A 23,577-nucleotide genomic window follows, 5' to 3' on the forward strand; every position below is an offset into this window, starting at 1 on the left:
TCCTCGCGGATTACTGGAAAACGATCGATCCGATCGACTTTCACACCGTAGGACGCTCATTCCCGAAAACGGTTCACCAAAAGTGAAACAAATCACACAAAAACAACCCGAGCTGTCGGCGTTATTCCACGGACCACCGGAAACGAACAGCCCTGGTCACGAAACCACCCCCGAAAAGAGCAACCGGAAAAGGGCGAAAACCATCCTATCGACCACGAGGAAATTTTCGGACATCTCGGAACATTCCCGTTCAATCTCGGTAGATCCCGATCCGCGAGGAACACGGCGGAATCCCGTCGATCCCGGCAAACGTCGTGAACCGCGATTCCGAGCAGGGGCGCAGCCGGTGTTCCGAACAGGGACCCGGACCTACCGGTCGGTCCCGGTTTCGGCGGACAGGCGGCGCAGCGCGGCTTCCCCGGCGTGCCGCACGTGGACACGGGCGACGGCCGCCGCCAAGGCGGTGTCGCCCGCGGCGAAAGCCGCGACCAGCTGGTGGTGCTCCTGCCTGGCCTCCTCGTTGCGCGCTCCGGTGTTGGCGAGGTTGATGTAGCGCTCGCAGGTGTGCCAGAGCATTCTCACGTGACGCCGCATCGTTCCCTCCCCCAACGCGTCGAAGGCGACGAAGTGAAAGGCGCGGTGCGCACGCAGCATCTCGGCCCGATCCACCTCGGGATCGAGGTCGTCCATCCGGTCCAGCTCGACACGCATGCCGGCGGCGACTCCGAGGGGGTCGGAGCTCACGGCACGTTCGGCCGCCATGACCTCGAAGGTCTCCAGCAGCCGGAAGCAGTCCTCGACCTCCTGCTCGCGCAACGGACCGACCACCGCTCCCCGGTGCGGATAAACTTCGACCAGCCCCTCGGCCACCAGTTCACGGAACGCCTCGCGCAGCGGGACCCGGCTGACATCGAGCTCCTCGGCCAGTCCCGCCAGGCGCAACCTCGTCCCCGGGGGATAACTGCCGAGCACGATGCCCTGGCGGATCTGGTCGGCGACGACGTCGGTTCTGGTGTCGGCGGGCTCGTCGGTTCGGGTCACCTGCGGTTCCTCCTGCGGCGGCGCACCGGGACAGTCTGCCACCGCGGAAACGTTCGCCGGGAACTCACCGAGCGGCCGGTCTCCCGGGAAACGAGTCCGCGGGGCGACACTCCCGGAAGTGTTCAAACCTCGACGGCAGCGCCGGGAAGACCGGCGAGCGGCGGCCCGATGTAGCTTTCCGCGAAGTTCCGCGCGTAGGCGGGTGAGTTCCGTAGCTGCCACAACCGCGACCGCTGGAGCCGCTGGCGGAAGGCGGCATCCGGCGAGTCGGAAGGATAGTAGGTGTGCGTCGTGTGCAGCAGTGCGTGGCTGAACTCCTGCGCCTTCCAGACATCGGGTACCCGCCGCTGGGAATAGTGGTCCAGCGCGTTCTCTTCCCCGGTCTCCAGGTGCTCGGTTACGGTCCGCGTGAACTCGGCCGCGTCGGCGATGGCGAGGTTCATTCCCTTGCCGCCGGACGGTGTGATGATGTGTGCGGCGTCGCCGAGCAGGAAGACACGGCCGTGGCGCATCGGTTCGGTGACCCGGCTGTGCATTTCCAGGATGTTCTTGCTGAGGATCTCGCCCTCGTGCAGCGTCCAACCGGGCTTGGCCAGCCGGGTGCGCAGCTCCGACCAGATCCGTCGGTCCGGCCAGTCCTCGATGGACTCGCCGAGGGGAATCTGCAGGTGAAACCGGGTCACGCTGTCCGAACGCAGCAGGTGCCCGGCGAAACCGTTCCGGTGTTGCGCGTAGATCGTGTGCTCGGCGGACGGCGGCGCGTGGGCGAGGAGGGTCAGCCAGCGGAACTCGTGCCGCATGGTGTACTCGGTCACCGCGTCATCGGGAACGCCGTCCCCGCAGGCGCCGTGCTGACCGTCCGCCCCCGCCAGGTAACGCGCGCGGATCACGGTGCCGTCGACACAGCGAACCGTGGTGTGTTCGGAGTACCCGCACACCGAGTCCACCGCCGTCGCGTACCGCACGTCCCCACCGGCCCGCTCGTAGGCGTCGAGCAGATCAGCGACTATTTCCTGCTGGGGATAGACCCATTGCGGAATCCCGTCGTAGTGCGCGGAGTAGTCGGTGAAAAAGGCGGTGCCCTCGGCGCGGAACTCACAGCCACGGTGTACCGCGCCCGCCGCGTGCAGTCCGCCCGCCAGTCCGTTCTCGGCGAGCAGTTCGACCGTGCGACGTTCCAGCAGGCCCGCGCGCGAGCGGCCCACCAACTGCTCACGGTCGCAGCGGTCGAGGACGACGGTGTCGATTCCCCGCGCCAGCAGCAGGTTCGCCGCGGTCAACCCCGCCGGTCCGGCTCCGACGATCACTACCGTGGTGTCGATTTCGGACACGTGCCACCTCCCGCGAGCGGGTCGACCCGGCATCGAGGGGTTCCGCCGTACACGACTCGCGCTCCACGGCCGGTACGTGTGGTGATCCCCCGACTGATCACCCCGCGGAACCCCGTCGATCGGTGCCGGACAACCCTGGCAAGGGTAAGTTTAATTAAATATTGACGTCAACGGCTGAAACGAGCAGGATCTGCCCTGCACTACGACGTTGACAAAACACGTGACCTCATACTTTGAATTAGACCCTGGGGAAGGCGCAGTGCACCAGCCCCTCCCGGAACGGCACGAGCGACGGCTCGGGAACGTTCGGCACGGCGTCGTTCGATACGGGGTATCCGGCACTGGGCAGGATCGTTCCTGAACACCACTTACGAACCGGCACGGACGTGCGTGCTTCCCACTTCCGGAGGTGAACGGCCGGTTCGTCGTTCGCACCGACGTCAGATCACCCCCATCCGTAACGCGTAGGCCACCGCGTGCGGTCTGTTCCGCAGCTGAAGACGACCGGTGAGTTCGGAAACCACTCGCTTGACCGCTCGTTCGGAGAAGTTCAGCTCCTCGGCGATCTCGGAAGTGTCGAACCCGTGCGACATCAACCGCAGCACATCGATTTCCCTGGGAGTGAGCCCGGACGCGTGCAGCCCGTTCGGCGCGAGAACCTCGCGCTGCAGCTGTTCGAAGTGTCGCAACAGCTCACCGAGCATCGTCGAGGGCAGCAGTCCTCCCCCCGCCGCGGCGGTGCGAACGGCCTCCTCGATCCGCTCCCGGGAAGCCGCCTCGCGCGGCAGCACCGCGGCCACGTTGCACTCGACGGCCGGCACCAGGTCGTCGCGCGTGATCTCGCAGAGGATCATGATGACGGGCGCGTTGAGGGTCGCCTTGATCTTGCGCAACGTCGAGGCCACGTCGACGGTCAGCCGCTCGGCCACCACCACGACTACGTCCACCGGAGTGTGCTCCTCGGCGGGCACCACCTCGATGTTCGGCCGGCTGTCCAGGTAATGACTGACAACCATGCTGGTCAACGGGTCCACGGTCCGCACGAACACTCGAATCGAGTTCACCGGAGCCTCCTAGCACCGCGAGCAATCGTCTGGGATGAAGTGTGTGGACGGCAAATTCGGCAGTGCTCAGCACAGGCCGTCAGTACGGCGCGGACAGCGACTCAAAGCGGAACCTCCGCCAGAACCGGAAGGAGGCAAGCGAATTGTGAACCAAACAACAACAAATCTTTACCGACGGAAACACAATCTCTACTCCTGTTCCGGGATCCTCCGAGTGAGCAGCGGGTTCGCCGGTCGTGCCCGAATCAATCGTGTTTCGACCGATACGGTCAACGAGTTCTGCGACACCGCCATAAAGGTATACACCGGTTCGTTACCGGTCAAGGTAAACGCGAGTAACCCAACACGCAGGCAGGAAGTTCCGACACCCTTATCCTCGCCGAAGCGCAGGTCACGGGGTGAGCAGTAGTAGGTCCACACTCGACGATCATCAACCGGGAGACCGTGCGGACAATGCCCGGCAACGCCCCGCAACCCCGGAACGCGATGTTAAGAAATCCTACCACCGGACGATCTGTGATAAATACCGGCGAGAAACGAATAAACGTATCAGAATACAGGCATAAGACGCACTCGCGACTTGTTGGCACACAAGTGACAACCTCTCGCGGCGCCGCACCGGTAAAGCCGAATCGACGAGCAAGGAAAATTCCGGACACGCACGCCCGCGGCCACGAAAAACAACGGAACGCGATCAAAATATGAATACCATTCTAAGAATTTCCCCGGAAGGCCGCTGAACTGTGCTTTCCGGAGTGGCACCTCGAACCGGTTCGATCACGAAGCGTGACAGCCGTGCGGATCGCCGCGCACGAGTCCGGTGAGTAACGAACGTGTGGGGCCTCGAAATGAACGGACAGTTGACCGGGGACGACGTCGCGCATGCCCTGTCGCGGCTTCGCGAGTTTCCCGGCGGGAAGCGTCAGCGGGTCACGCGGGCACCGGGCTTCGGTACCCACGGAGACTCCACGGGTTTCTGCCCTCCAGACGCATCCTGCGGTACAGCAGGACGATGTAGACGACGTCGAGCACCACCATCGTCGGTATCAGCCCCAGGAAAAGCGTCCGAGAGGGATAGAGCAGGAATCCGGTCAAACCGGCGGAGAACGTACCGAGGAACTTCGCCACGGCGATGTGGAGGGACTGCCCCACCGAGGAGTCCCGACGGCGCAACATCAGGATGAACGCGGCGCTCAGGAACACGTTGATGATCATGCCGATGTACATCCCGTCACGGTCGTGGAACTCGTTCGCACCGGCCATCACCACCAGCGACGACCACACCGCCAGGCCGCCGAGCAGCACTCGGAACGTGAACCGGGACAGGTGAGGATAGTCCCTCGGACCGTAGCGGAACGCCTGGTAGAACAGGAACACGTTGATCACCGCCCAGACCGTGTTGATCTGCCGCTGGCTCGGTGTCTGCTCCAGGATGAACCCGAGGCTGAACTCCCAGGAGAAGTTCACCGCCACCATGTAGGCGGGAACGGCGATCCGACCGTCCAGGATCGTCTGCCGGATGGACAGCAGGTAGGTCAACAACCAGCCCACCACGGTCGGCCCCGCGACCGACCAGAAGAGCCAACGTGGGATGTCGACGGCCTCGACCGTGACCGGAGCGACGTCCGACATCGGGACCAGGAACGGCGGCAGCCAGCTCAAGTCGATTCCGTACCTTTCTCGAACAGCGCGAACAACGAACCCGACAGCATCGCGAACTGACTGCCCGATGTCGGGCCTCGCCGGAGCGAGAGCCGTGCGAGAGGTTCCGCCAAGCGAACCCCACGAGAACCGAGATCCACCACACCTCACTAAAGCCCGGGAACGATCGAATCCAGCCCGAAGAACGAGCCCCCGTAGAGCTCGTGGCCGACCTGCACGTTGAGCATGGCGTGCCTGGCAGCGGTGTTGGCATCGCGCCAGTACTGCTGCATCGGGCTCGCCTCGGCGAACGCCGAGGCACCGTAGGCCCACATCAACTCGTCCAGTGCCCCGGTTATCAGCTTCACCGAGTGCGCCGCGTCGCCGCGAATCCTGCGCAGCTCGTTCTCGGGGACCGAGACCGCCCGCTCGGCGGCCGTGTCGATCGCGTCGGCCGAGCGGCGCACGTGCATCTCGGCGGCGTCGATGTTCAGCGCCGTACGCCCCAGTTCGGAGACGAACGTCGGGGAGTCGGGCTGGCTGGCGTAGGTGCTCGGCGGGATCTTGCGCGACGGCGCCTTCTCGATCACGCAGGAGAGCGCGGCCTGCCCGATGCCGAGCACGACGGAGGCGCAGATGACCGCCATCGCCGCCACCGCCGGGGACCGGAACAGCGGGTTCAGGTCGAGGTCGGTGCTGTGCTGCCGCCCCAGCTGCACCTCGGCGGGGATCACCCGGTGCTCGGGGACGTGGACCTCCTCGGCGACGACGGTGTGACTTCCGGTGGCCCGCATGCCGACGGTGAACCAGGTGTCGGCGATACCGACATCGCCGACGGGAACGAGCACGGACACCGGACGCACGGTCTCGCCGCCGCTGTCGAGTTCCTTCGCGCTCAGGATCACCCAGTCGTCGTGCAGGATGCCCGAGGCGTAGGGCCACTTGCCGGTCAGCGAATACCCCCCTTCGGACGGAACCAGCTCCCCGGCGGCGACGAAGATCGAGGCGAGCTTCGCGCCGGGGTTGTCGCCGAACACCTCGTCCTGGGCCCGTACGGGGAACCTGCTCGCGAACAGGTTGGATCCGTTGATGTTGTTGACGACCCACGAGGTGGAGGGACAGTGGTGCGAGAGCGCCTTGGTCACCTCGCTCAGGGTGCGCACTCCCGTCTCCAGCCCGCCGTAGCGGCGGGCCGTCCAGAGTCTGCCCACCCGGGACTCGTCGATCGCCCGAACGGTGTCGTCCGGGAGCCTGCGTTCGCGGTCGCCGCGGGCAACGCCGTCCGCCAGTACCGGGCCGATCGAGCGGACCCGTTCCAGCAGCTCGTCGCGCGGCTCCTTGGTGTCCTCGGTCGGACTCGTCATATGGCTGTCTCCTGGAGTGCGTTGTTGTCGATTCGCGCCGTACCCGCGCGTCGGAGCCACGCCGCGGGTTCGTGCGGTGGGGTCGCGACGAGGAGGGACCGCCTGCCGGGGATCACCAGTCCGGTGGATCGGATATCAGGTTGGTGATGTCGAAGTAGTCGCGCCACGCGCTGATGCGGCCGTCCCTGATCTCGAAGGCGGCCATGACCTTCAGGTTCAGCGCGATGGGACTGCCGTCGGAACGGAGCATGTCCTCGACCCGTTCGACCAGCACGGTCTCGCCGGTGGTGACGATGTGCCTGAACCGCACCCTCAGCTGGGCGAAGTCGGCGGGCATCATCTCCAGGATCCGCCGTTTTCCGTGACAGACCGGGGAACCGGGGTTCTCCCAGACGCAGTCCTCGGTCAGGAAACGCTCCACGGCGGAACGGACGTCAGCAGGGGACGGTCCCATTCGGCCCAGGAACTCACGAACCAGACTCCGGTGTGCTGCGGCGGACACGATCAGCTCCCTGTCCAGCTCGTATCGGTACGGCCGAGGATCAGCCCGAGCGCCTCGTGCAGCCGCGCCTCGCTGTCGGAGCCGTCCTCGGTGCTACGCCAGGCGACGTGGTTGTCGGGACGAACCAGCACCGCGCCCCCGGCGCCGACGCCCGCCGTTTCCCGCCAGGTGCCGTCGACGTCGGTGCGACGGGTGGGCCCCTCCTCCCCGACAGGGCCGTGCTCCGCGATGGGCACGACGGTCAGGGACACGCCGTAGTACTCGGCCACGCGCTCGGCCGTCGCCGTCCAGGAACCGGACTGCTCATCGGTGAACAGCACGAAACCACCACCGGCTCCGACGAGGTCGTGCGTGGACACGTCTTCTTCCCGCACGAGTCGGGCGTGCGGCAGCCGGTGTCCCGGCCTGGTCGTCGGCCGGTGCCCGCACCCCATGGGGTCCCGCTCCGGCGGGGGCGTCCCGTCGGGAACCAGCGCACCCTCCTCGTAGGCGAATCCGATCTCGATGTCGTGCGCCTGGTACTCCACCCGCTGCGTGGCGAAGACCTCCTCGGCCCTGGCCCGCCGTGTCCGCCCCATCGGGGTGTCGGAGAACAACGCGCGAATGTTGGCGCGGGCCGATGCCAGCGGTTGCCCCGGCAGCAGGCCGAGTCCCGCGTGGGCGACCGCGTGGTTGCGGAAGGCGTACATCGCCCAGCTCACGTTGCGGCGTGCCACCGGAAGCCGCTCCGCCTCGTAGGTGTCCAGCAACCGTGGAGCAGCGGTGCCGTCCAGCACCGCGCCGAGTTTCCAGGCGAGGTTGTGTCCGTCCTGGATCGCGGAGTTCAGCCCGAGACCGGTGGCGGGTGGCTGGCGGTGGGCGGCGTCGCCCGCGAGGAAGACGTCGCCGACGCGGAAGGTGCTCGCCACGACGCCCTCGGGCCGGTAGTCGCTCACCCGGTGTATCTCCAGGTCCAGTTCGGGCAGTTTGAGCAGCTGCCGGATCCTGTCGAGCATGGCCTCCTCGCCGAGGTCCAGCTCGCTGTCGGGAGCCGGGTGGAAGTGCAGCGCCCACTCCCGGCACTTCAGTCCCCACTCCGGCCCGAGGGCGACCATTCCGTAGCGGGATATGGGACCGCCGTCCATCCCGACGAAATTGGTCATCAGCACCGAGTCACCGGGCCACCACTCGGCGAGGTCCGCGTTGAAGTGCACGGACACGACGTCGAGCGCGCCGCCCTCACCCGTCATCTCGACACCGAGCTCGTCGCCGATGGCGCGTCCGCCGTCGGCCGCGACGAGGTAGCGGGCTCGAACGGTGAAGCGGTGTCCGGTGGAGGTCTCGGTCACCACGGCGGTCACGCCGGAGTCGTCGCTGGTGAACTCCTCCAGCACATGACCGAACAGCACGCTCTCGGGCGCCCGGTCGACGGCGTGCCGGTGCAGCAGCGGTTCGAGCCGGTGCTGCGGGAAGTTGGTCGAGGGGCAGGGGCTGTCGGCCAGGTACGGTCCCGCCGTCGAACCACCTCCGAACGCGTCCATCCGGTGCAGATCCAGCGCGTCCAGCTCGCCGTCACCCGCCAGCGAGGTACGCCAGACGACCTCGCTCATGTTCTCCAGCGGTGCGCCGCCCCGGTAGATCTCCGCCGCGAGTCCGTGTTGGCGGAAGATCTCCATCGTTCGCTGGTTCAGGTAGTGGGCTCGTGGCAACGCCGAGGGCGACTCGCGGCGTTCCACGAGAAGGTGCTCGACACCGAGATCGGACAGGAAGATCGACGTGGACAGACCACAGCCACCTCCCCCCACGACGAGCACCGGGATTTCGTGGTCGGGCATCGGTTACTCCAACGACGATCGGACTCGGGAAAACGACTCGCGTGCTCGCGGCGCGGGAAGCGGCCTGTCGAGGTGAGCGGGCTGTCGGGCTGAGCGGGCCCGGCCGCCGAAGTCTCCGACCACGAGCGCATCGCTCATAACCGCCGCTCGGCCTCCCGCACCGCGATGGCGGCCGAGGGGCAGAGCAGCGCGGCCTCGCGGACCCCTTCGTGCTCGTGTTCGGCGGGGGCCTCGTCCAGCAGCACCACCACTCCGTCCTCGTCACGCTGGTCGAACACCTCGGGAGCGGCCGAGACGCAGTGACCCGCCGCCACGCAGCGGGACTGGTCGACGTCGATGTTCACTCTCATGACCTCCTCAGCAGAATTCACCAGGTGACCGGCAGGTTGCGAACCCCGAAGACCAGCGCCTTGGTCCGGTACTCGATGTCCTCCTCGGAACAGGCGAACCGCAGCTCGGGGAACCTGTTGAACAGCGCGGGCAGCGCGATGCGCAGCTCCATGCGCGCCAGCTGCTGGCCGAGGCACTGGTGTGCGCCGTAACCGAAGGCGACGTGGTGCTTCGGGGGATTGCGCACGTCCAGCCGATCCAGGTCGCGCTCCGCCGCCTCCGGCAGGTCGCGGTTGGCGGCCAGCACCGAGACCACCACGCGTTCGCCCTCCTCGATCTCCTGGTCGCGTACCGCCATGTCCTCACCGGCCTGTCGCGGCATCGCGGTGGCCGGGGAGCAGTAGCGCAGCAGCTCCTCGACGGCTCCGTCGACCGCGTCGGGCTCGTCGCGCACCACCGCGAGCTGATCCGGGTTGCGCAGCAGCAGCGTGGTGCTGGCGGAGAGCATGCTGGCCGTGGTCTCGTGTCCGGCGATCAGCAGCATGTTGCCGATCCCGACCAACTCCTCGTCGGTCAGCTCGTCGCCGTGGTCGCGCACCACGCTTCCCAGCAGGTTGTCGCCTGGGCTCTCGCGGTGGGACGCGATGAGCGTGGCCATGTACTCGTCCATCTCGGCCAGGTTCTGGATCTGCGTCTCGCGGCTGGTGTTGACGTCCAGCCCGACCTGGGCGCGATGCTGGAAGTCCGCGCGGTCCGCGTAGGGAACCCCGAGCAGTTCGCAGATCACCAGCGTGGGGATGGGTGTGCTGAACAGCCGCACGAGGTCGGCACCGGCACCTGCCCGCTCCACCGCGTCCAGCCGGTCCGAGACGATCCGCTCGATCATCGGCCGCAGCGAGCGCACCCGCTTGACGGTGAAGGCTCCCGTGAGCATGCGCCGCAGCCGGGAATGGTCGGCACCGTTGTAGTTGAGCAGGTTGCCCGGCTGGTTGAGCATGGTCCGCGGCGCGTCGGGATCGAAGACGAATCCCATCCGCAGCCTGGTGTCGCTGAGCGCGTTCTTGGCGTCCTCGTAGCGGGTGATCGTGGCCGCCTCGAACTCGTCCAGCAGCGGACTGGGCACCATAATCCGCGGCAGCTCCTCCGAGCGCTGCATCTCGTACAGCTCGTCGGCCGGGGTGAAGGGACACCCTTCCGAACGCGCGGCGATGGGCAGTGGTTTGGGTTCGCTCATGGGGTCTTCCCCTCTCGATGAAGTGGTGAGCAACGGACTTCTCCACCGGGTGCGGGGCCCGGAAAGGTCGGCGCGGGGGCCCGGTCCGGCGAATTCCCGGGTCGAGCGGAACCCCCGCTCCGAAAGGGCTCGATCAGAATCTCCGGTCGGTGAGGAAGGCGGCCATTTCCAGCAGTTCCTCGCGTACGGACGGCGAAAGGCCGTCGTGCTCCAGGCATTCGCGTGCGGCAACCACCCGGCGCGCCAGCTCCTCGTGCGCCCACTCGCGCCCACCGGCGCGTTCCACAAGCTCGGCGACGCGGCGCACCTGCCGCTCCTCCAACGGCTCGGAACCGTGGTACAGCGCCGAGAGCTCGTCCGAACCGCTCTCGTTCAGCGCGAACACCAGCGGCAGTGACTTCTTGCGCACCCTGATGTCGGCCAGCACCTGCTTGCCGGTGCGTTCCGGATCGCCCCAGATCCCGAGCTGATCGTCGACCAGTTGGAACGCGACTCCGAGATGCTCACCGAACCGGGCGAGGCGGTGCAGCGGCTCCGCGTCCGCGCCGAGCAGTTCGGCACCGATCGAACACGCGCAGGAAAGCAGCGCGCCGGTCTTGTCGCCCGCCATGCGCAGGCACTCGTCCAGTGTCACGTCGTCCCGCCGCTCGAACTCCACGTCGGCGGCCTGACCGCTGATCATGCGCCGCGTCGCCGTGGCCAGGGAGTTGGCGGCGCTTCCGGCACCCGGTTTCCCGCTGTCGAGCAGCACTCCGGTAGCCGCCGCCAGCAGCGCGTCACCGGTCAGGATGGCCCGGGGAACCCCGAACAGGGTCCACGCGGTCGCCCTGCCGCGACGGGCCGAGTCGTTGTCCATGATGTCGTCGTGCAGCAGCGAGAAGTTGTGCACCAGCTCCACGGCCACCGCCGCGGCCACGCCGTCCGCCGGATCGGCGCCCGCGCTTCGCGCCGACAGCAGGGCCAGGGACGGACGGACGAGTTTGCCGCTCCACTCCTCGGTGGGCCTGCCCTGTTCGTCGGACCATCCGTGGTGGTAACCGGCGACCAGCTCCGTGTCGTGGCACAGGTAGTCGCGCACCGCCGCGCGCAGCGCGGGGCGAACCAGCGCGATGCCCGCGTCGAGCGCCGCGGGGTATCGCTCCGCGGAGGATCGTTCCGCGTGTGTCGTGCTCATGGGACCACCACCGTGTCGGCGTGTGCTGTTGTTCCGCCGCACCGCGCTCGGTGTGGAGCGGCCGGATGGTCCCCTTGGGTTGTCCGGTACCACCCGGCACCGGGGCGGGCCGGTGACCTGTCGCGTGACATGGCGTTGCGCCCTCACTCTCTGCGACGACCGTCAATCGCGGGTCGATAGCTCATCGGGAGTCGGGATCGTCGGGTGGAACAGCGAACGAAGCAGTACCCGCCGGGAGGTCAGCAGACTGCTGGGCGGTGCCAGCAGGAAGAGGACGTCGCGAAACGCGCGGCACACCACCGGATCGCCGGGCACCCGCTCGCGGACCCGTTCGAGGTACCAGTCGCGGAGTCCGTCGGCGGGGCCGTCGCGCAGCGCGTTGCCCTCCGCGCCGGGCATGGGACTGTCCGCGCCGGTGGCGACGTCCCAGGCACCGCGTGCCGAGGCCAGCACCGCCCGCTGCGCACGCCGCGTCGTGAGTCGGCTCCCGCTCGCGGCCAGCTCGCGGGACAGGGCGACGGCGTTCATGGCCGCGACCGAGATCCCCTGGCCGTAGACGGGGTTGAACGCGCAGAGGGCATCACCGACGACGAGGAGACCGTTCGGGAGGCCGGCGGCGCGGTCGTAGCGACGACGCCTGTTCGCGGTGTGCCGGTAACCCACGGGGCGGGTGAGCGGTTCCGCCTGTCGCAGCCACCGGTGGGGAGCCGGGTGTGGAAGCCCGCGGGCGAACTCCACGAAACCGTCCGGATCGGTGGGAGGTGGGTTCGCGCGGGGGCCGGACAGCGTCACCATCATGCGGTCGTCCTCCGCGGGCAGCAGGATGGCTCCCAGCGGCTGCGCCGCGTCGGGGACGATGTAGAAGCCGCTCACCCGGTCGAGCGGCTCGCTGCTGTCGGTGCGGAAGGAGCACGTGGCGTATGCCCGCCCGGTAGCCAGCACCTCCTCCGGCGGTGCGGTGACGCCGAGAGCGTCCAGCCACTCGGGAGTTCTGCTCGCCCGCCCGGTGGCGTCGATCACCAGGTCGGCGCTGATTTCCCGCTGTTCGCCGAGTTCGACCCCACGCTCGCGGAAGACGGCTCCCGCCACGCGCTGGGAGTCGCCGAGCAGACCGGTCACCCGGCTCGAGGTCCTGACGTCGATGTGGGGGTGGCGTTCCAGCACGCGGTGGCGGATCAGGTGTTCCAGCAGCGGTCGGGACGCGGTGACCACGGGTTCCGAAGGGTGCCGCCGTGACACCCACTGTCCGGCCTGCCACACCCCGAGGTCGGCCGGGACAGACAGCGATGGGGCCCCTTTCCGGTGCAGCAGCCGCGAGAGTTCGGGAAGCAGTTCGTCCAGCGCCCTGATGCCGCTGGTGAGCAGCACGTGGGTGTGCGGGGACTGCGGGACTCCACCTCGGGCCACGGGCTCGTCCGGATAGTGATCGCGTTCCAGAACGGTCACCCGTTCGGCGTGCCCCGCGATGGCGTGGGCGGTCAGCAGCCCGGCCACGCTTCCGCCGAGCACCGCGACGTGCCCGAGCGAACGGGTCGTGGTCGGTGCGCGCAATTGTCCGGTTCTCCTCAACACCCGGGTGACTCCGCGGTGCTGTCGTCGTCGCCCACCGCGCTTTCGGCGGCTGCTTCGTCGATCCGCCGCCGCAGGTAATCGACCCCGGAGGTCTCCCCGGTGCCTTCCAGATCACCGAGCATGTGCTCCACGAGCTTGAGGTGGGTGTATCGCCAGCTCCGGGTCGCCGCGCGGAGCCGGACGAGTTCGCGTTCCGCGAGCTCGATCCCGCCTGACTCGACACGATCGGCGGCGCGCCGCTGGGCGAGCCGGTGGGTGATCTCGAACAGCTCGTGGAACTGCTTGGACTGCAGACCGCTGGCCGTTCCGAACCTGTCCCGGAACAGCTGGAAGTGTTCGGGCTTCAGGGAGCTCCGCAGCAGCACGAGGTGGCTTTCCAGCGTCTCGACCACACGTGCCGCTCGGTTGGCCCGGTGGTCGGAGCACGCGCTGTCACAGAGTCCGGCCTCGATGTGGCGCAGATCGGTCAACGCCTGGCTGAGCAGCGTCTCGGACGCCTGGTGCACCACGATGAACAGCCGCTCGCCGTCGTGGATCTCGCGGTCGTCGTCGGGAGTGAGCGGTTGCTGTAATGACAACAACTGCTTCAGTCGCAGGTACTGGGAATAGGTCACGGTGCTCACCCGAACCATCTCCTCTGCGTGTCGGAGCGCTACACCAAACGACCCGTGGCGGTGAGTTCCGCCAACGCGTCGCGGTGTTCGCCGGGAGGCAGTGACTCCAGTGCCCGCGCCGCCATCCGGGCGTACCTGCGCGACATCTCGCGGGCCGAGTCCACCGCGCCGTGGGACCGCACCAGGTCCCGCATGGCCTCGTAGCGCTGCTCGACCGGTGAAGTGGTGTCGGCGAGGATCTCCTCGATGAGCAGCTTCTCGTCCCGAGAGGCTCGACGATGCGCGAGCAGCACCGGAAGCGTGGGTCTGCCGTTGCGGATGTCCGAGGTGTTGGGTTTTCCCGCTCTGGTTCCGTCGTAGGCCATCAGATCGTCCCGAATCTGATAACCGACCCCCAGAAAATTGCTGTAATTGTGCAACGCCTCCAGGGATTCCTCGTCCGCACCGCTCAACGTCGCGCCGAGACCGCAAGCCATCCACAGCAGTGCGCCACTCTTGTCCTTGATCATGTCCCGATAAGCGGCGGTGGAACAGACGGTTCGCCCCATTCTGATTTCCTTTACGGCGGCATCACCGATACGAAGTCCGGTCCGCGCCAGAACGTCCAGTCCCCGCGCGACGCGTGATTCGGGAACCCCCGCGCGCCCGCAATCCGACAGCGCGGCGAACCCCTGGAAGAACAGCCCGTCGCCCCCGACGATCGCGGTGGGATGACCGAACGTCTCGTAGGCGGCGGACTTGCTGCGTCGCTCGGCGTCCTCGTCCACGATGTCGTCGTGCATCATGGCCCCGACCTGCACGCATTCCACCGCTACGGCGGCGGGAAGCACCGGAGCCAGCTCGCCGCCCACGGCGAGACTGGACCGGATCAGGAGCCAGGGGCCCATCATCTTGCCGAACGGCACCAGTCCGTAGCGCACCACTTCGTCGAGATCGGACACGTCCTCGGGCCAGCGGTACTCGACCTCGGCACGGACCAGTCTGGCTATTTCGGGATCGGCAACCTGTGGGACATCGATCTCCGTCATGTGGCCGACTGTATGAGGGCTCTTCTTCCGTGTCGCCGGGAAGAGTGAACGCTGGCACGAAGGGGAACGCCGAACGGACTTTTCGATCCGGAAGTCTCGACAACACAGTCGACCAACACCAAATCACTCGACCGTGTGATGTCTTCTCGTGGACGCGTTCCACAGTTCCACACCGGTTCGTCGAGAACGACCACAATGGTGACCGTGGCCGGGGAATAATCCTCAGCGGGGTTCCAATCGGATCCGGTGGATTTCACCCATGATCGCGAACCCGCACAACGCCAGCAGCCCCCCACAGCGGACGAACCGACAGGATCCGGCGGACGGTCCACCGGTCCAGCCGTGCGGGACGCGGCTCCGTTCCACCGGTGCCGGGCGATGGCTGATCCGCCGATTCCACCGCTGCCGGGACGCCGCCCTCGATCGTTCGATGCCGCTCGGCGGTGTCGTCGAGCCCGGTAAGTGTGTCGTCGAGCCCGATCAGGGCGCCACCGGACTCCATTTGGACCAGTTCGGCGGAAGACACGCGGGGATGGCGCGTGGGACTGCGCATCCAACGGGTCCAGATCGTCGCCAACACGGCCCCGCAGGCACCGAGCAGCACGAACACCCAGCGCCAGCCGAACTCGTGAGTGATCCACCCCATGAGGGGTGCGAACATCGCGGTGGCCAGGTACTGCGCCGAGGTGAACACCGCGGTGGCCCAACCGCGCTCGGCGGTGGGGAACCACATGGTCACCACTCGAGCGTTGGCGGGCAGCGCGGGGGACTCGAACGCACCGAGCAGCAACCGCAGCAGGAAGACCGCGGCCAACGCCACCAGCACCGGTGTGGTCATCAGCCCCACGAGACTGATCGCCGCGGTGGCGAGCGTCCACAACAGGATACTCGCGGTGTAGACCCGCCGGGCCCCGAACCGGTCCAGCAGAATGCCCCCGGGCAGCTGCGCGAGCACGTAGGACCAACCGAACGCGGAGAAGACGTAGCCCAGTTGAAGCGTGGAGAACCCCAGGTCGGCGGCCATGTCGTCGCCGGTGATCGACAGACTGCCACGTCCGGCGTAGATGAGCGCGGTGATGACGAACAGCAGCCCGAGCACGAGGAGACGAGTGGGGACCCGTGAGGTTCGTCCGTGGTGGGAGACGTGATTCGCCGAACTCGCCGTGGTCTCGGACATCGGGGTCGCCTTTCCGTCGCGATGGTGTCGGCATCACCACCGCGCACACCGACCCGCTCCCGGAACCCACCATGACGCCGGTGCGGGCATCGCTCAAACACCCGTTTCGCATCGATCGATGCCCGGACGAAATCGCAGCGGCGCAGGGCATCCCCGGCACCGCACCACGGCGACGTCGATTTCTCGCGAAATCGCCGCGCCGCTCGGACGCAGTGCCGAGCCCCTTCGCCACTCCCACAAGCCGAACTCCGACCACCCTCGCGGATCGAACCCCCACCACTCCCGCAAGCCGAGCTCCGACCATCCCTGCAGTCGGCACCGCCGCGGGTTCTCCGGTGCGGTTCTCGCGAGGAAGGCCCGACGTTGTGTAGGTCGCTACCCGATGTCGGGCCTCCCCGCAGCGAGAGCCGTGCGGGAGGTTCCGCCAAGCGAGTAACCACGAAGAACGAGCGGAGAACTCTTCACTATCCGGCTTCGGCGAGATTGTCGGTTATGACTCCGACCGTTTCGAGCAGCGTACGTGTCGCCGTTCTGAGATTCGTGCGGCTCACCGCCCCGGCGACGACAACGGCCGCCGACGGAGCCTCACCACCGAGGAACACCGGGGCGGCCATCTCCACCAGCTCAGGGTTGTGCTCGCTCCTGAGGCAGGACACACCGGTACTTCCGATCAGCTCGAACTCCCGCTTGATCCTGCTCGGATTCGTCATCACCCCCGGCGCGCACACGGCGGAGGCGGCCTCGTGGAACTCCACCCAGTCGCGCGAGCTCCTGGCGAGCAACAACCTGCCCACGGCGGAACGGTGCACCGGGACGGGGTGTCGAAACGTACGGGCGATCCGGGAGTCCTCCCGGTTGTAGAGCGTCCCCGCGTATCGCACGCGTGCTCCGGAGAGCATTCCGACGCTCACGACGCAGTGGACCTGCCGGAACAGGTCGATCAGGTGGGGCGTGATCGCCTCGCTGAATTCCTCCACCCTGGATTTGCCTCGGACGGCGGACAAGCGGGAAAAATAGTCGCCGAGCTCGTACGCCTTGGTCTCCAGACGCACCACCGCACCGATATCCGTGAGAACTCGCATCAGTCGGTGCAGGGTCGACTTGGGAAAATCAACTCGTTGGGAAATCTCGGACAGGGTCAACGGCTTCGACGAACCCGATATTTCTTCGAGAACGACGAAAGCCTTCCGCAAGGGTTCGCCCGGGCTCTCGGTCATATCCCTGCGCATAGTCTCGATCGCCCCGAGAATCCGGGGGATGCGGACGGGCTCCGGACAGCGTGCGCGAGTTTCAACGCGATACCTCCACTGCTTTCCTCCCCTTCCCGCCACACTCTTTCTAGTGTGCCGACGGAACCGGAAAAAGACCGCACGAAACGGCTGTCCCCTGCATTCACCGATCCTGGCACGTAACGGCTCCGTTTCGTAACCGGCTTCACACCGCCGACGGACGAGACAGCGAAGAGCAGCGGAGTTCTGAAAAACGGAACGGACCGTTGAGGAGACGATCGCCGTTACCTAACGTCCGGAATCATGGCACCCAAGAGTTCGGGCGAGCACACCCCGGACGACGACACGCGTCGGATCCTGCTCGCCAGTCCAAGGTCCTTTTGCGCCGGAGTCGAACGAGCCATCGAGATCGTCGAACGAGCTCTGCGGTCATACACGCCCCCGATCTACGTCCGTAAAGAGATCGTGCACAATTCCTACGTCGTCGACGACCTCGCGAGCAAGGGCGCCGTCTTCGTCGAGGAGCTCGACGAGGTGCCCGACAGGGCGACCCTGGTCTTCTCCGCGCACGGGGTCTCCCCCGCCGTGCGGGAGGAGGCGGACCGCAAGAACCTGGACGTCATCGACGGCACGTGCCCACTGGTCAGCAAGGTCCACGCGAAAGCGCGCCGCTTCGCCGCCCGCGGTGACACCGTGGTTCTCTTCGGGCACTCCGGGCACGAGGAGATCGAGGGCACCTACGGCGAGGCACCCGAGTCCACAGTGCTCGTCGAGAACGCGGACGAGGTCGCCGACCTGTCCGTTCCCGACCCGGAGCGGGTCTCCTACCTGACCCAGACCACGCTCGCCGTGGACGAGACCAACGATTTCGTGCGGGCGCTGCGCGAGAAGTATCCGGACGTGAGCGAGCCGGCCTCGGAGGACATCTGCTACGCCACCACCAACCGGCAGCACGCCCTCAACGAGGTCATCGCGGAGTCCGACCTGGTCCTGGTGGTCGGCTCGTCGAACTCGTCCAACTCGGTGCGGCTGGTTGAGATATCCCGCAGGCAGGGGACGCCGGCGGAGCTCATCGACGGGGCGGGCGACATCGCCGCCGACTGGCTCGACGGTGTGCGAACCATCGGCGTCACAGCGGGCGCTTCGGCACCGCCGAAGCTGGTCGACGAGGTCGTCGAGGCACTGCGTGGTTTCGGACCCGCGACTGTCGCGGAACGCGAGTTCACCCACGAGACGATGCACTTCGAGCTCCCGTCGGTGCTGCGCGGCACCGGGGAAGGCGCGGCGGAACGGCCCGCGGGTAGCGGCGGCTGATCGGACCCTTTTGGTCGGTCGGCAGCGATCGGGCGGCGGCGACCGGCCGGTGTGCTCGGCCGGGGCATCTCCGCCGGAGCCGAACACCAGCGGCGGAGGCGACATCGAGCGGAACCCCGCCGGCCGCGGGGATCGGACACTATTCACGCAGGAACGGGCAGCACGGTATGACGACCAGCTTACTGAGCAGTATCACCAGTCCCCAGCGACTCAAGGAACTCGGACCGGAGCGGCTGGACGGACTGGCCACCGAGATCAGGGAATTCCTCGTCGACAGGGTCGCCCGCCTGGGCGGGCACCTCGGCCCGAACCTGGGCGTGGTCGAGTTGACCATAGCGCTGCACCGGGTCTTCGAATCGCCCGGGGACCGGATCGTGTTCGACATCGGTCACCAGGCATACGTCCACAAACTCTTCACCGGCAGGCAGGAGGACTTCGGCTCGCTGCGCAAGGCGAGCGGGCTCTCCGGCTATCCACTCCGGGCGGAGTCCGAACACGATCACGTGGAGAACTCGCACGCCTCCACCGCGCTGTCCTACGTGGACGGTTTGGACAAGGCACGACGCGTGCTGGGAGAAACCGACGAAACCGTGGTCGCCGTGATCGGCGACGGCGCGTTGACCGGCGGGTTGGCCTGGGAAGCGATGAACAACCTGGGCAGCGGTGTCGGACGAGTGGTGGTCGTGCTCAACGACAACTGCCGTTCGTACGGCCCCACTGTGGGCGGGATCGCCGAGCACCTGGCCGAGCTGCGTGCGGGCACGCATCACGGACCGAACCTGTTCGAGGACCTCGGCTTCGCCTACAGCGGACCGGTGGACGGGCACGACATCGCCGCCACCGAACGGGCGCTGCGGTACGCGGCGGAGCTGCACAGCCCCACGGTGGTGCACTGCGTCACCGAGAAGGGGCGGGGGTACTCCCACGCGGAGAACGACGTCGCCGACCGCATGCACGGCATCGGCCCCATCGATCCCGAGGCCGGCACACCACTCGCCGCCTCGGCGCCGAACTGGACCAAGACGTACGGCGCGGAGCTGACGAAGCTCGCCGAGGAGCGCCCCGAGCTCGTGGCCGTGACGGCGGCGATGCTGCGCCCGGTGGGGCTGCTCGAGTTCGCCGAGCGGTTCCCGGATCGGGTGTTCGACGTGGGCATCGCCGAACAGCACGCCGTCACCAGCGCGGCCGGGCTCGCCATGAGCGGCCTGCACCCCGTGGTCTCGCTGTACGCCACGTTCCTCAACCGTGCGGTCGACCAGATCATGATGGACGTGGCGCTGCATCGACTGCCGGTGACCTTCGTACTGGACCGCGCCGGAATCACCGGGCCGGACGGCCCCAGTCACCACGGCATGTGGGACCTGGCGCTGTTGGGCACCGTCCCGGAGGTCCGGGTGGCCGCACCGCGGGACGCCACCCGGTTGCGCGAGCTGCTGCGCGAGGCGGTCTCGATCCAGGACGGCCCGACCGCGGTGCGCTTCCCGAAGGGGAGCGTGGGTGCCGACGTTCCCGCCCTCAACCGCATGGACGGGCTGGACATCCTGTTCCGCAGCAAATCCCGACCACTGGACGTGCTGCTCGTGAGCACCGGAACGCTGGCGGGCCCCGTGGTGGAGGCGGCGAACGCCCTCTCGGAACGGGGAATCGGCGTGACGGTCGTGGACCCGCGCTGGCTGTTGCCGGTGTCCCCCACGCTGATCCACCTCAGCTCCCGGCACCAGCTCGTCCTCACTGTCGAGGACGGCGTGCGAAACGGGGGCGTGGGCGCGGCGCTCGCGCAGTCCTGCACCGAGGAGCACGTGACCACGCCGGTGCACAACCTCGGGCTGCCGCGCTCCTTCGTGGACCAGGGTGATCGCGGCGGGATTCTGGCCGACAACGGCCTCGACGCCGATGCCATCGCCGAGCACGCCCGAACGCTGCACGACGACCTCGAGAATCGGAACCGGACTCGATTGGAAGGAACCCCCCATTGACACAGGTGGCGCTCGGCATGCCGACAACTCCCCCGCCAGTGCTGTCCGAACGTCGCGAAACCCGCCAGCTGCGGCTGGGCCCCGTCGGTGTTGGTAGTGATCATCCGGTTTCGGTGCAGACGATGACGACGACGAACACCACCGATATCAACGGGACGTTGCAGCAGATCGCGGAGTTGACCGCGTCGGGGTGTGACATCGTGCGTGTGGCGTGTCCGACCTCTGATGATGCCGAGGCGTTGCCGGTCATCGCGCGGAAGTCGCAGATTCCGGTGATCGCTGATATTCATTTCCAGCCGAAGTACGTGTTCGCGGCGATCGAGGCGGGCTGTGCGGGGGTTCGGGTCAATCCGGGCAACATCCGCAAGTTCGATGATCAGGTCAAGGAGATCTCCCGGGCGGCCAAGGACACCGGCACGCCGATCCGTATCGGGGTCAACGCGGGTTCGCTGGATCCGCGCATGATGGAGAAGTACGGCAAGGCCGTGCCCGAGGCGCTGGCGGAGTCGGCGTTGTGGGAGGCCGGGTTGTTCGCCGAGCACGATTTTCACGACGTCAAGATCTCGGTCAAGCACAACGATCCGGTGGTGATGGTGCGGGCTTATGAGATCCTCGCCGAGCGGTGTGACTACCCGTTGCATCTGGGGGTGACCGAGGCGGGTCCGGCTTTTCAGGGCACGATCAAGTCGGCGGTGGCTTTCGGTTCGCTGCTGCGGCAGGGCATCGGGGACACGATCCGTGTGTCGTTGTCGGCCCCGCCGGTGGAGGAGATCAAGGTGGGTACCCAGATTCTGCAGTCGTTGAATCTGCGGCCGCGCAAGTTGGAGATCGTGTCCTGCCCGTCGTGTGGGCGGGCGCAGGTCGATGTTTACAAGCTCGCCGACGAGGTCACCGCCGGCCTGGAGGGCATGGAGGTGCCGCTGCGGGTGGCGGTGATGGGTTGCGTGGTCAACGGGCCGGGCGAGGCCCGCGAGGCCGATCTCGGGGTGGCCTCGGGTAACGGCAAGGGGCAGATCTTCGTCAAGGGCGAGGTGATCAAGACCGTGCCCGAGAGCCAGATCGTGGAAACCCTCATCGAAGAAGCCGGACGCCTGGCGGAGGACAGCGAGGAGTCGGGCGAACCGGTCGTCAGCGTTTCCTGATCGAAGTCTTCCGGTCGGGTCGTTCCACCGCGACGTGGAGCGGCCCGAGCCCACTACCGGAGCCGGGCTCGTCCGACGAGAGACACGGTCGGCGCGCCCCGCGGCCACGCGGCACAGGGGCCTCCGACGAATCCGACTACCGTGGCCCCGTGCGTTTCTTCCGCGACCGCAGGAGATGGTTGTCCTGGTGGGACGGCAAACTCCGCTCACTGGTGTTCGATCTGTTCGTGGTAGCTCTGCTACTCGGAGAGGTTTCCACGGGCAACGAACCCTCGGGGATCCTGCTGGTGCTGGGCTACGTCGTGTGCCTGCCCTTCGCGGTACGCAGACGGTTCCCCTGGGGGCCGGTTCTCGGATCCGTGGCCATGCTGTTCACCCTCTCCAACAGCCTCGCCCCGATGATCGCGTCCTACACCATGGCGCGCAGAAAGGGTCCCGGCGTACAACTGTGGGCCGCGATCGGTGTGATGCTCGCCGTGCAGGTGGCGTGGACCTACGAGTCCATGGCCCCCGGTTTCTGGACCTACGAGTCCATGGACCCCGGTTTCTGGTTGATCCTCCTCTTGTTCCCGCCCGCGGCCGTGGGAGTGCCGACCCTGCTGGGCCTGTGGTTCTTCCAGCGCGGGATGCTGCTGGTGACGCTGCGGGAACGAGCCGAACAGGCAGAACGTGAACGCGACCTGCTGGCCGAGCGGGCGGTGGCGGCCGAACGGCGGCGCATCGCCCGCGAGATGCACGACGTGGTGGCCCACCGCGTCAGCGTGGTTTCGCTGCAGGCCGGTGCGCTGACGATGTCGGCACCGGACGAGCGCACCGGCGAAGTGGCCGAGACGATCCGTCGAACGAGTGCCACGGCGCTGACCGAACTGCGCGGCATGCTGCGGGTGCTGCGCGACGACGGGCAGGACGACGCCGGGCAGCACCACGGCGAACTCGCCGAGGAACCCACAGTGGGCAGTATCCGGCAGCTGGTCGACGAAGCCGTCGGGACGGGTTCGAACATAACCCTGGACCTGCCCGAGCAGCTCCCCGAGACGTCCGGCTCCGTCGGTCGTGCCGCGTACCGCGTGGTCCAGGAGGCACTGACGAACGCGGCCAAGCACGCGCCGCACGCCGCCGTACGGATCGAAGTGGCCACGGAGGACGGGCAGCTCGTGGTCACGGTGTTCAACCAGCTCCGCCGTGACCCGGACAACGGGACGCCGCCGGGCTCCGGCTACGGGCTGATCGGGATGCGGGAGCGCGTCACGCTGGCGGGTGGAACACTGCGCACCGGGCACACCGAGGACGGGGGCTACCGTGTGCGGGCGGTCTTTCCCATCCACACCGACGAGGTGACGACTTGAGCGTCAGGGTGATGCTCCTCGAGGACGAGGCGCTGGTGCGCGGCGGGATCAGGATGATCCTGGAGTCCGATCCGGACATCGAGGTCGTCGCCGAGGACGACGACGGGGCGAACGCCGTGGATCTGGTGGCCCGGCACCGCCCCGACGTGGTACTCACCGACATTCAGATGCCCACCGTCGGCGGCCTGGAGGTCACCGAACGGATCACCACGCTTGCCGAAGCGCCCGCCGTGGCCGTGCTGACCACGTTCGACCTGGACGAGTACGTGTACTCGGCGCTGCGCAACGGCGCGGCCGGATTCCTGCTCAAGGACACCCCGCCGCGTGAGCTGGCCGGTGCCGTGCACGTGGTCGCGCGGGGCGAGGCGATGCTCTCGCCACGCATCACCACCAAACTGCTGGCGACCTTCTCGCGGGGGACCGCGGCGGCGAGCGCCAAGTCCGGCATGGACACGCTGACCGCTCGCGAGCGGGAGGTGGCCGTGGCTGTTGCCCAGGGGATGAGCAACTCCGAAACGGCCAACCACCTGCACATGAGCCTGTCCACCGTTAAGGTCCATCTCGGACAGATCATGGCCAAGCTCGAAGCGACCAACCGGACGCAGGTGGCCATCATCGCCCACGACGCCGGCCTCGCATAGCCAAGAGTTCGCCACCTCGGTTCACCGAGATGCTCCCTTGGCG

General features: G+C 67.3%; 20 protein-coding genes. 5 read left to right on the forward strand and 15 right to left on the reverse strand.

Features of this window, described 5'->3' with window-relative positions; all coding sequences use genetic code 11:
• Positions 1-369: 369 nt before the first annotated feature.
• The 15 genes from J2S53_RS12510 to J2S53_RS12580 all read right to left on the reverse strand — a co-directional run bounded on the left by J2S53_RS12510 (position 370) and on the right by J2S53_RS12580 (position 17,115).
• The gene (locus tag J2S53_RS12510; protein WP_456241116.1) at positions 370-1,041 is read right to left on the reverse strand and encodes a GntR family transcriptional regulator; all 672 of its coding nucleotides are present in this window, start codon (positions 1,039-1,041) and stop codon (positions 370-372) included.
• Between the two features lie 122 nt (positions 1,042-1,163).
• Complete coding sequence (locus J2S53_RS12515) at positions 1,164-2,372, reverse strand: 4-hydroxybenzoate 3-monooxygenase (protein WP_456241117.1); 1,209 nt, start codon at positions 2,370-2,372, stop codon at positions 1,164-1,166.
• 440 nt (positions 2,373-2,812) lie between these two features.
• Complete coding sequence (locus J2S53_RS12520) at positions 2,813-3,436, reverse strand: response regulator transcription factor (protein WP_456241118.1); 624 nt, start codon at positions 3,434-3,436, stop codon at positions 2,813-2,815.
• Between the two features lie 930 nt (positions 3,437-4,366).
• Positions 4,367-5,098, reverse strand: a complete 732-nt coding sequence (locus tag J2S53_RS12525; RefSeq protein WP_456241119.1) for a transmembrane-type terpene cyclase — start codon at positions 5,096-5,098, stop codon at positions 4,367-4,369.
• Positions 5,099-5,247: 149 nt separating this feature from the next.
• Positions 5,248-6,441: a hypothetical protein gene (locus J2S53_RS12530; RefSeq protein ID WP_456241120.1), complete on the reverse strand. Its 1,194-nt coding sequence runs from the start codon at positions 6,439-6,441 to the stop codon at positions 5,248-5,250.
• A gap of 112 nt (positions 6,442-6,553) precedes the next feature.
• A complete protein-coding gene (locus J2S53_RS12535) occupies positions 6,554-6,943 on the reverse strand; it encodes a limonene-1,2-epoxide hydrolase family protein (RefSeq protein WP_456241121.1) in 390 nt (129 codons plus the stop codon).
• A gap of 2 nt (positions 6,944-6,945) precedes the next feature.
• The gene (locus tag J2S53_RS12540; RefSeq protein WP_456241122.1) at positions 6,946-8,757 is read right to left on the reverse strand and encodes an FAD-dependent monooxygenase; all 1,812 of its coding nucleotides are present in this window, start codon (positions 8,755-8,757) and stop codon (positions 6,946-6,948) included.
• Between the two features lie 134 nt (positions 8,758-8,891).
• Positions 8,892-9,101: a ferredoxin gene (locus J2S53_RS12545; protein WP_456242783.1), complete on the reverse strand. Its 210-nt coding sequence runs from the start codon at positions 9,099-9,101 to the stop codon at positions 8,892-8,894.
• 23 nt (positions 9,102-9,124) lie between these two features.
• Positions 9,125-10,321 (reverse strand): cytochrome P450, encoded by a 1,197-nt coding sequence (locus tag J2S53_RS12550; RefSeq protein WP_456241123.1) that lies wholly within the window; start codon positions 10,319-10,321, stop codon positions 9,125-9,127.
• 133 nt (positions 10,322-10,454) lie between these two features.
• The gene (locus tag J2S53_RS12555; RefSeq protein WP_456241124.1) at positions 10,455-11,495 is read right to left on the reverse strand and encodes a polyprenyl synthetase family protein; all 1,041 of its coding nucleotides are present in this window, start codon (positions 11,493-11,495) and stop codon (positions 10,455-10,457) included.
• A 162-nt stretch (positions 11,496-11,657) separates the two neighbouring features.
• The gene (locus J2S53_RS12560) at positions 11,658-13,046 is read right to left on the reverse strand and encodes an NAD(P)/FAD-dependent oxidoreductase (protein ID WP_456241125.1); all 1,389 of its coding nucleotides are present in this window, start codon (positions 13,044-13,046) and stop codon (positions 11,658-11,660) included.
• Positions 13,047-13,060: 14 nt separating this feature from the next.
• The gene (locus J2S53_RS12565) at positions 13,061-13,690 is read right to left on the reverse strand and encodes a tryptophan 2,3-dioxygenase family protein (RefSeq protein ID WP_456241126.1); all 630 of its coding nucleotides are present in this window, start codon (positions 13,688-13,690) and stop codon (positions 13,061-13,063) included.
• Between the two features lie 29 nt (positions 13,691-13,719).
• A complete protein-coding gene (locus J2S53_RS12570; protein WP_456241127.1) occupies positions 13,720-14,709 on the reverse strand; it encodes a polyprenyl synthetase family protein in 990 nt (329 codons plus the stop codon).
• Positions 14,710-14,962: 253 nt separating this feature from the next.
• Complete coding sequence (locus tag J2S53_RS12575; RefSeq protein WP_456241128.1) at positions 14,963-15,886, reverse strand: MFS transporter; 924 nt, start codon at positions 15,884-15,886, stop codon at positions 14,963-14,965.
• A gap of 464 nt (positions 15,887-16,350) precedes the next feature.
• Positions 16,351-17,115: an IclR family transcriptional regulator gene (locus J2S53_RS12580; protein WP_456241129.1), complete on the reverse strand. Its 765-nt coding sequence runs from the start codon at positions 17,113-17,115 to the stop codon at positions 16,351-16,353.
• Positions 17,116-17,418: 303 nt separating this feature from the next.
• Here J2S53_RS12580 and ispH point away from each other — a divergent pair, with 303 nt between their 5' ends.
• The 5 genes from ispH (at position 17,419) to J2S53_RS12605 (ending at position 23,534) form a co-directional block, all read left to right on the forward strand.
• A complete protein-coding gene (ispH, locus tag J2S53_RS12585) occupies positions 17,419-18,429 on the forward strand; it encodes a 4-hydroxy-3-methylbut-2-enyl diphosphate reductase (protein ID WP_456241130.1) in 1,011 nt (336 codons plus the stop codon).
• Between the two features lie 167 nt (positions 18,430-18,596).
• A complete protein-coding gene (locus tag J2S53_RS12590; RefSeq protein ID WP_456241131.1) occupies positions 18,597-20,405 on the forward strand; it encodes a 1-deoxy-D-xylulose-5-phosphate synthase in 1,809 nt (602 codons plus the stop codon).
• Positions 20,406-20,422: 17 nt separating this feature from the next.
• Positions 20,423-21,547 carry a flavodoxin-dependent (E)-4-hydroxy-3-methylbut-2-enyl-diphosphate synthase gene (ispG, locus tag J2S53_RS12595; protein ID WP_456242784.1) on the forward strand — a complete coding sequence of 375 codons (1,125 nt, stop codon included), beginning with the start codon at positions 20,423-20,425 and terminating at the stop codon, positions 21,545-21,547.
• A 149-nt stretch (positions 21,548-21,696) separates the two neighbouring features.
• Positions 21,697-22,893, forward strand: coding sequence for a sensor histidine kinase (locus J2S53_RS12600; RefSeq protein WP_456241132.1), 1,197 nt, complete (start codon positions 21,697-21,699; stop codon positions 22,891-22,893).
• Positions 22,890-23,534, forward strand: coding sequence for a response regulator (locus J2S53_RS12605; protein WP_092976399.1), 645 nt, complete (start codon positions 22,890-22,892; stop codon positions 23,532-23,534). The genes J2S53_RS12600 and J2S53_RS12605 overlap by 4 nt, the downstream gene beginning before the upstream one ends.
• The last annotated feature ends 43 nt before the right edge of the window (positions 23,535-23,577 follow it).

This window comes from Actinopolyspora lacussalsi, assembly GCA_030803735.1.
In the GTDB taxonomy this organism is placed as follows: domain Bacteria; phylum Actinomycetota; class Actinomycetes; order Mycobacteriales; family Pseudonocardiaceae; genus Actinopolyspora; species Actinopolyspora lacussalsi.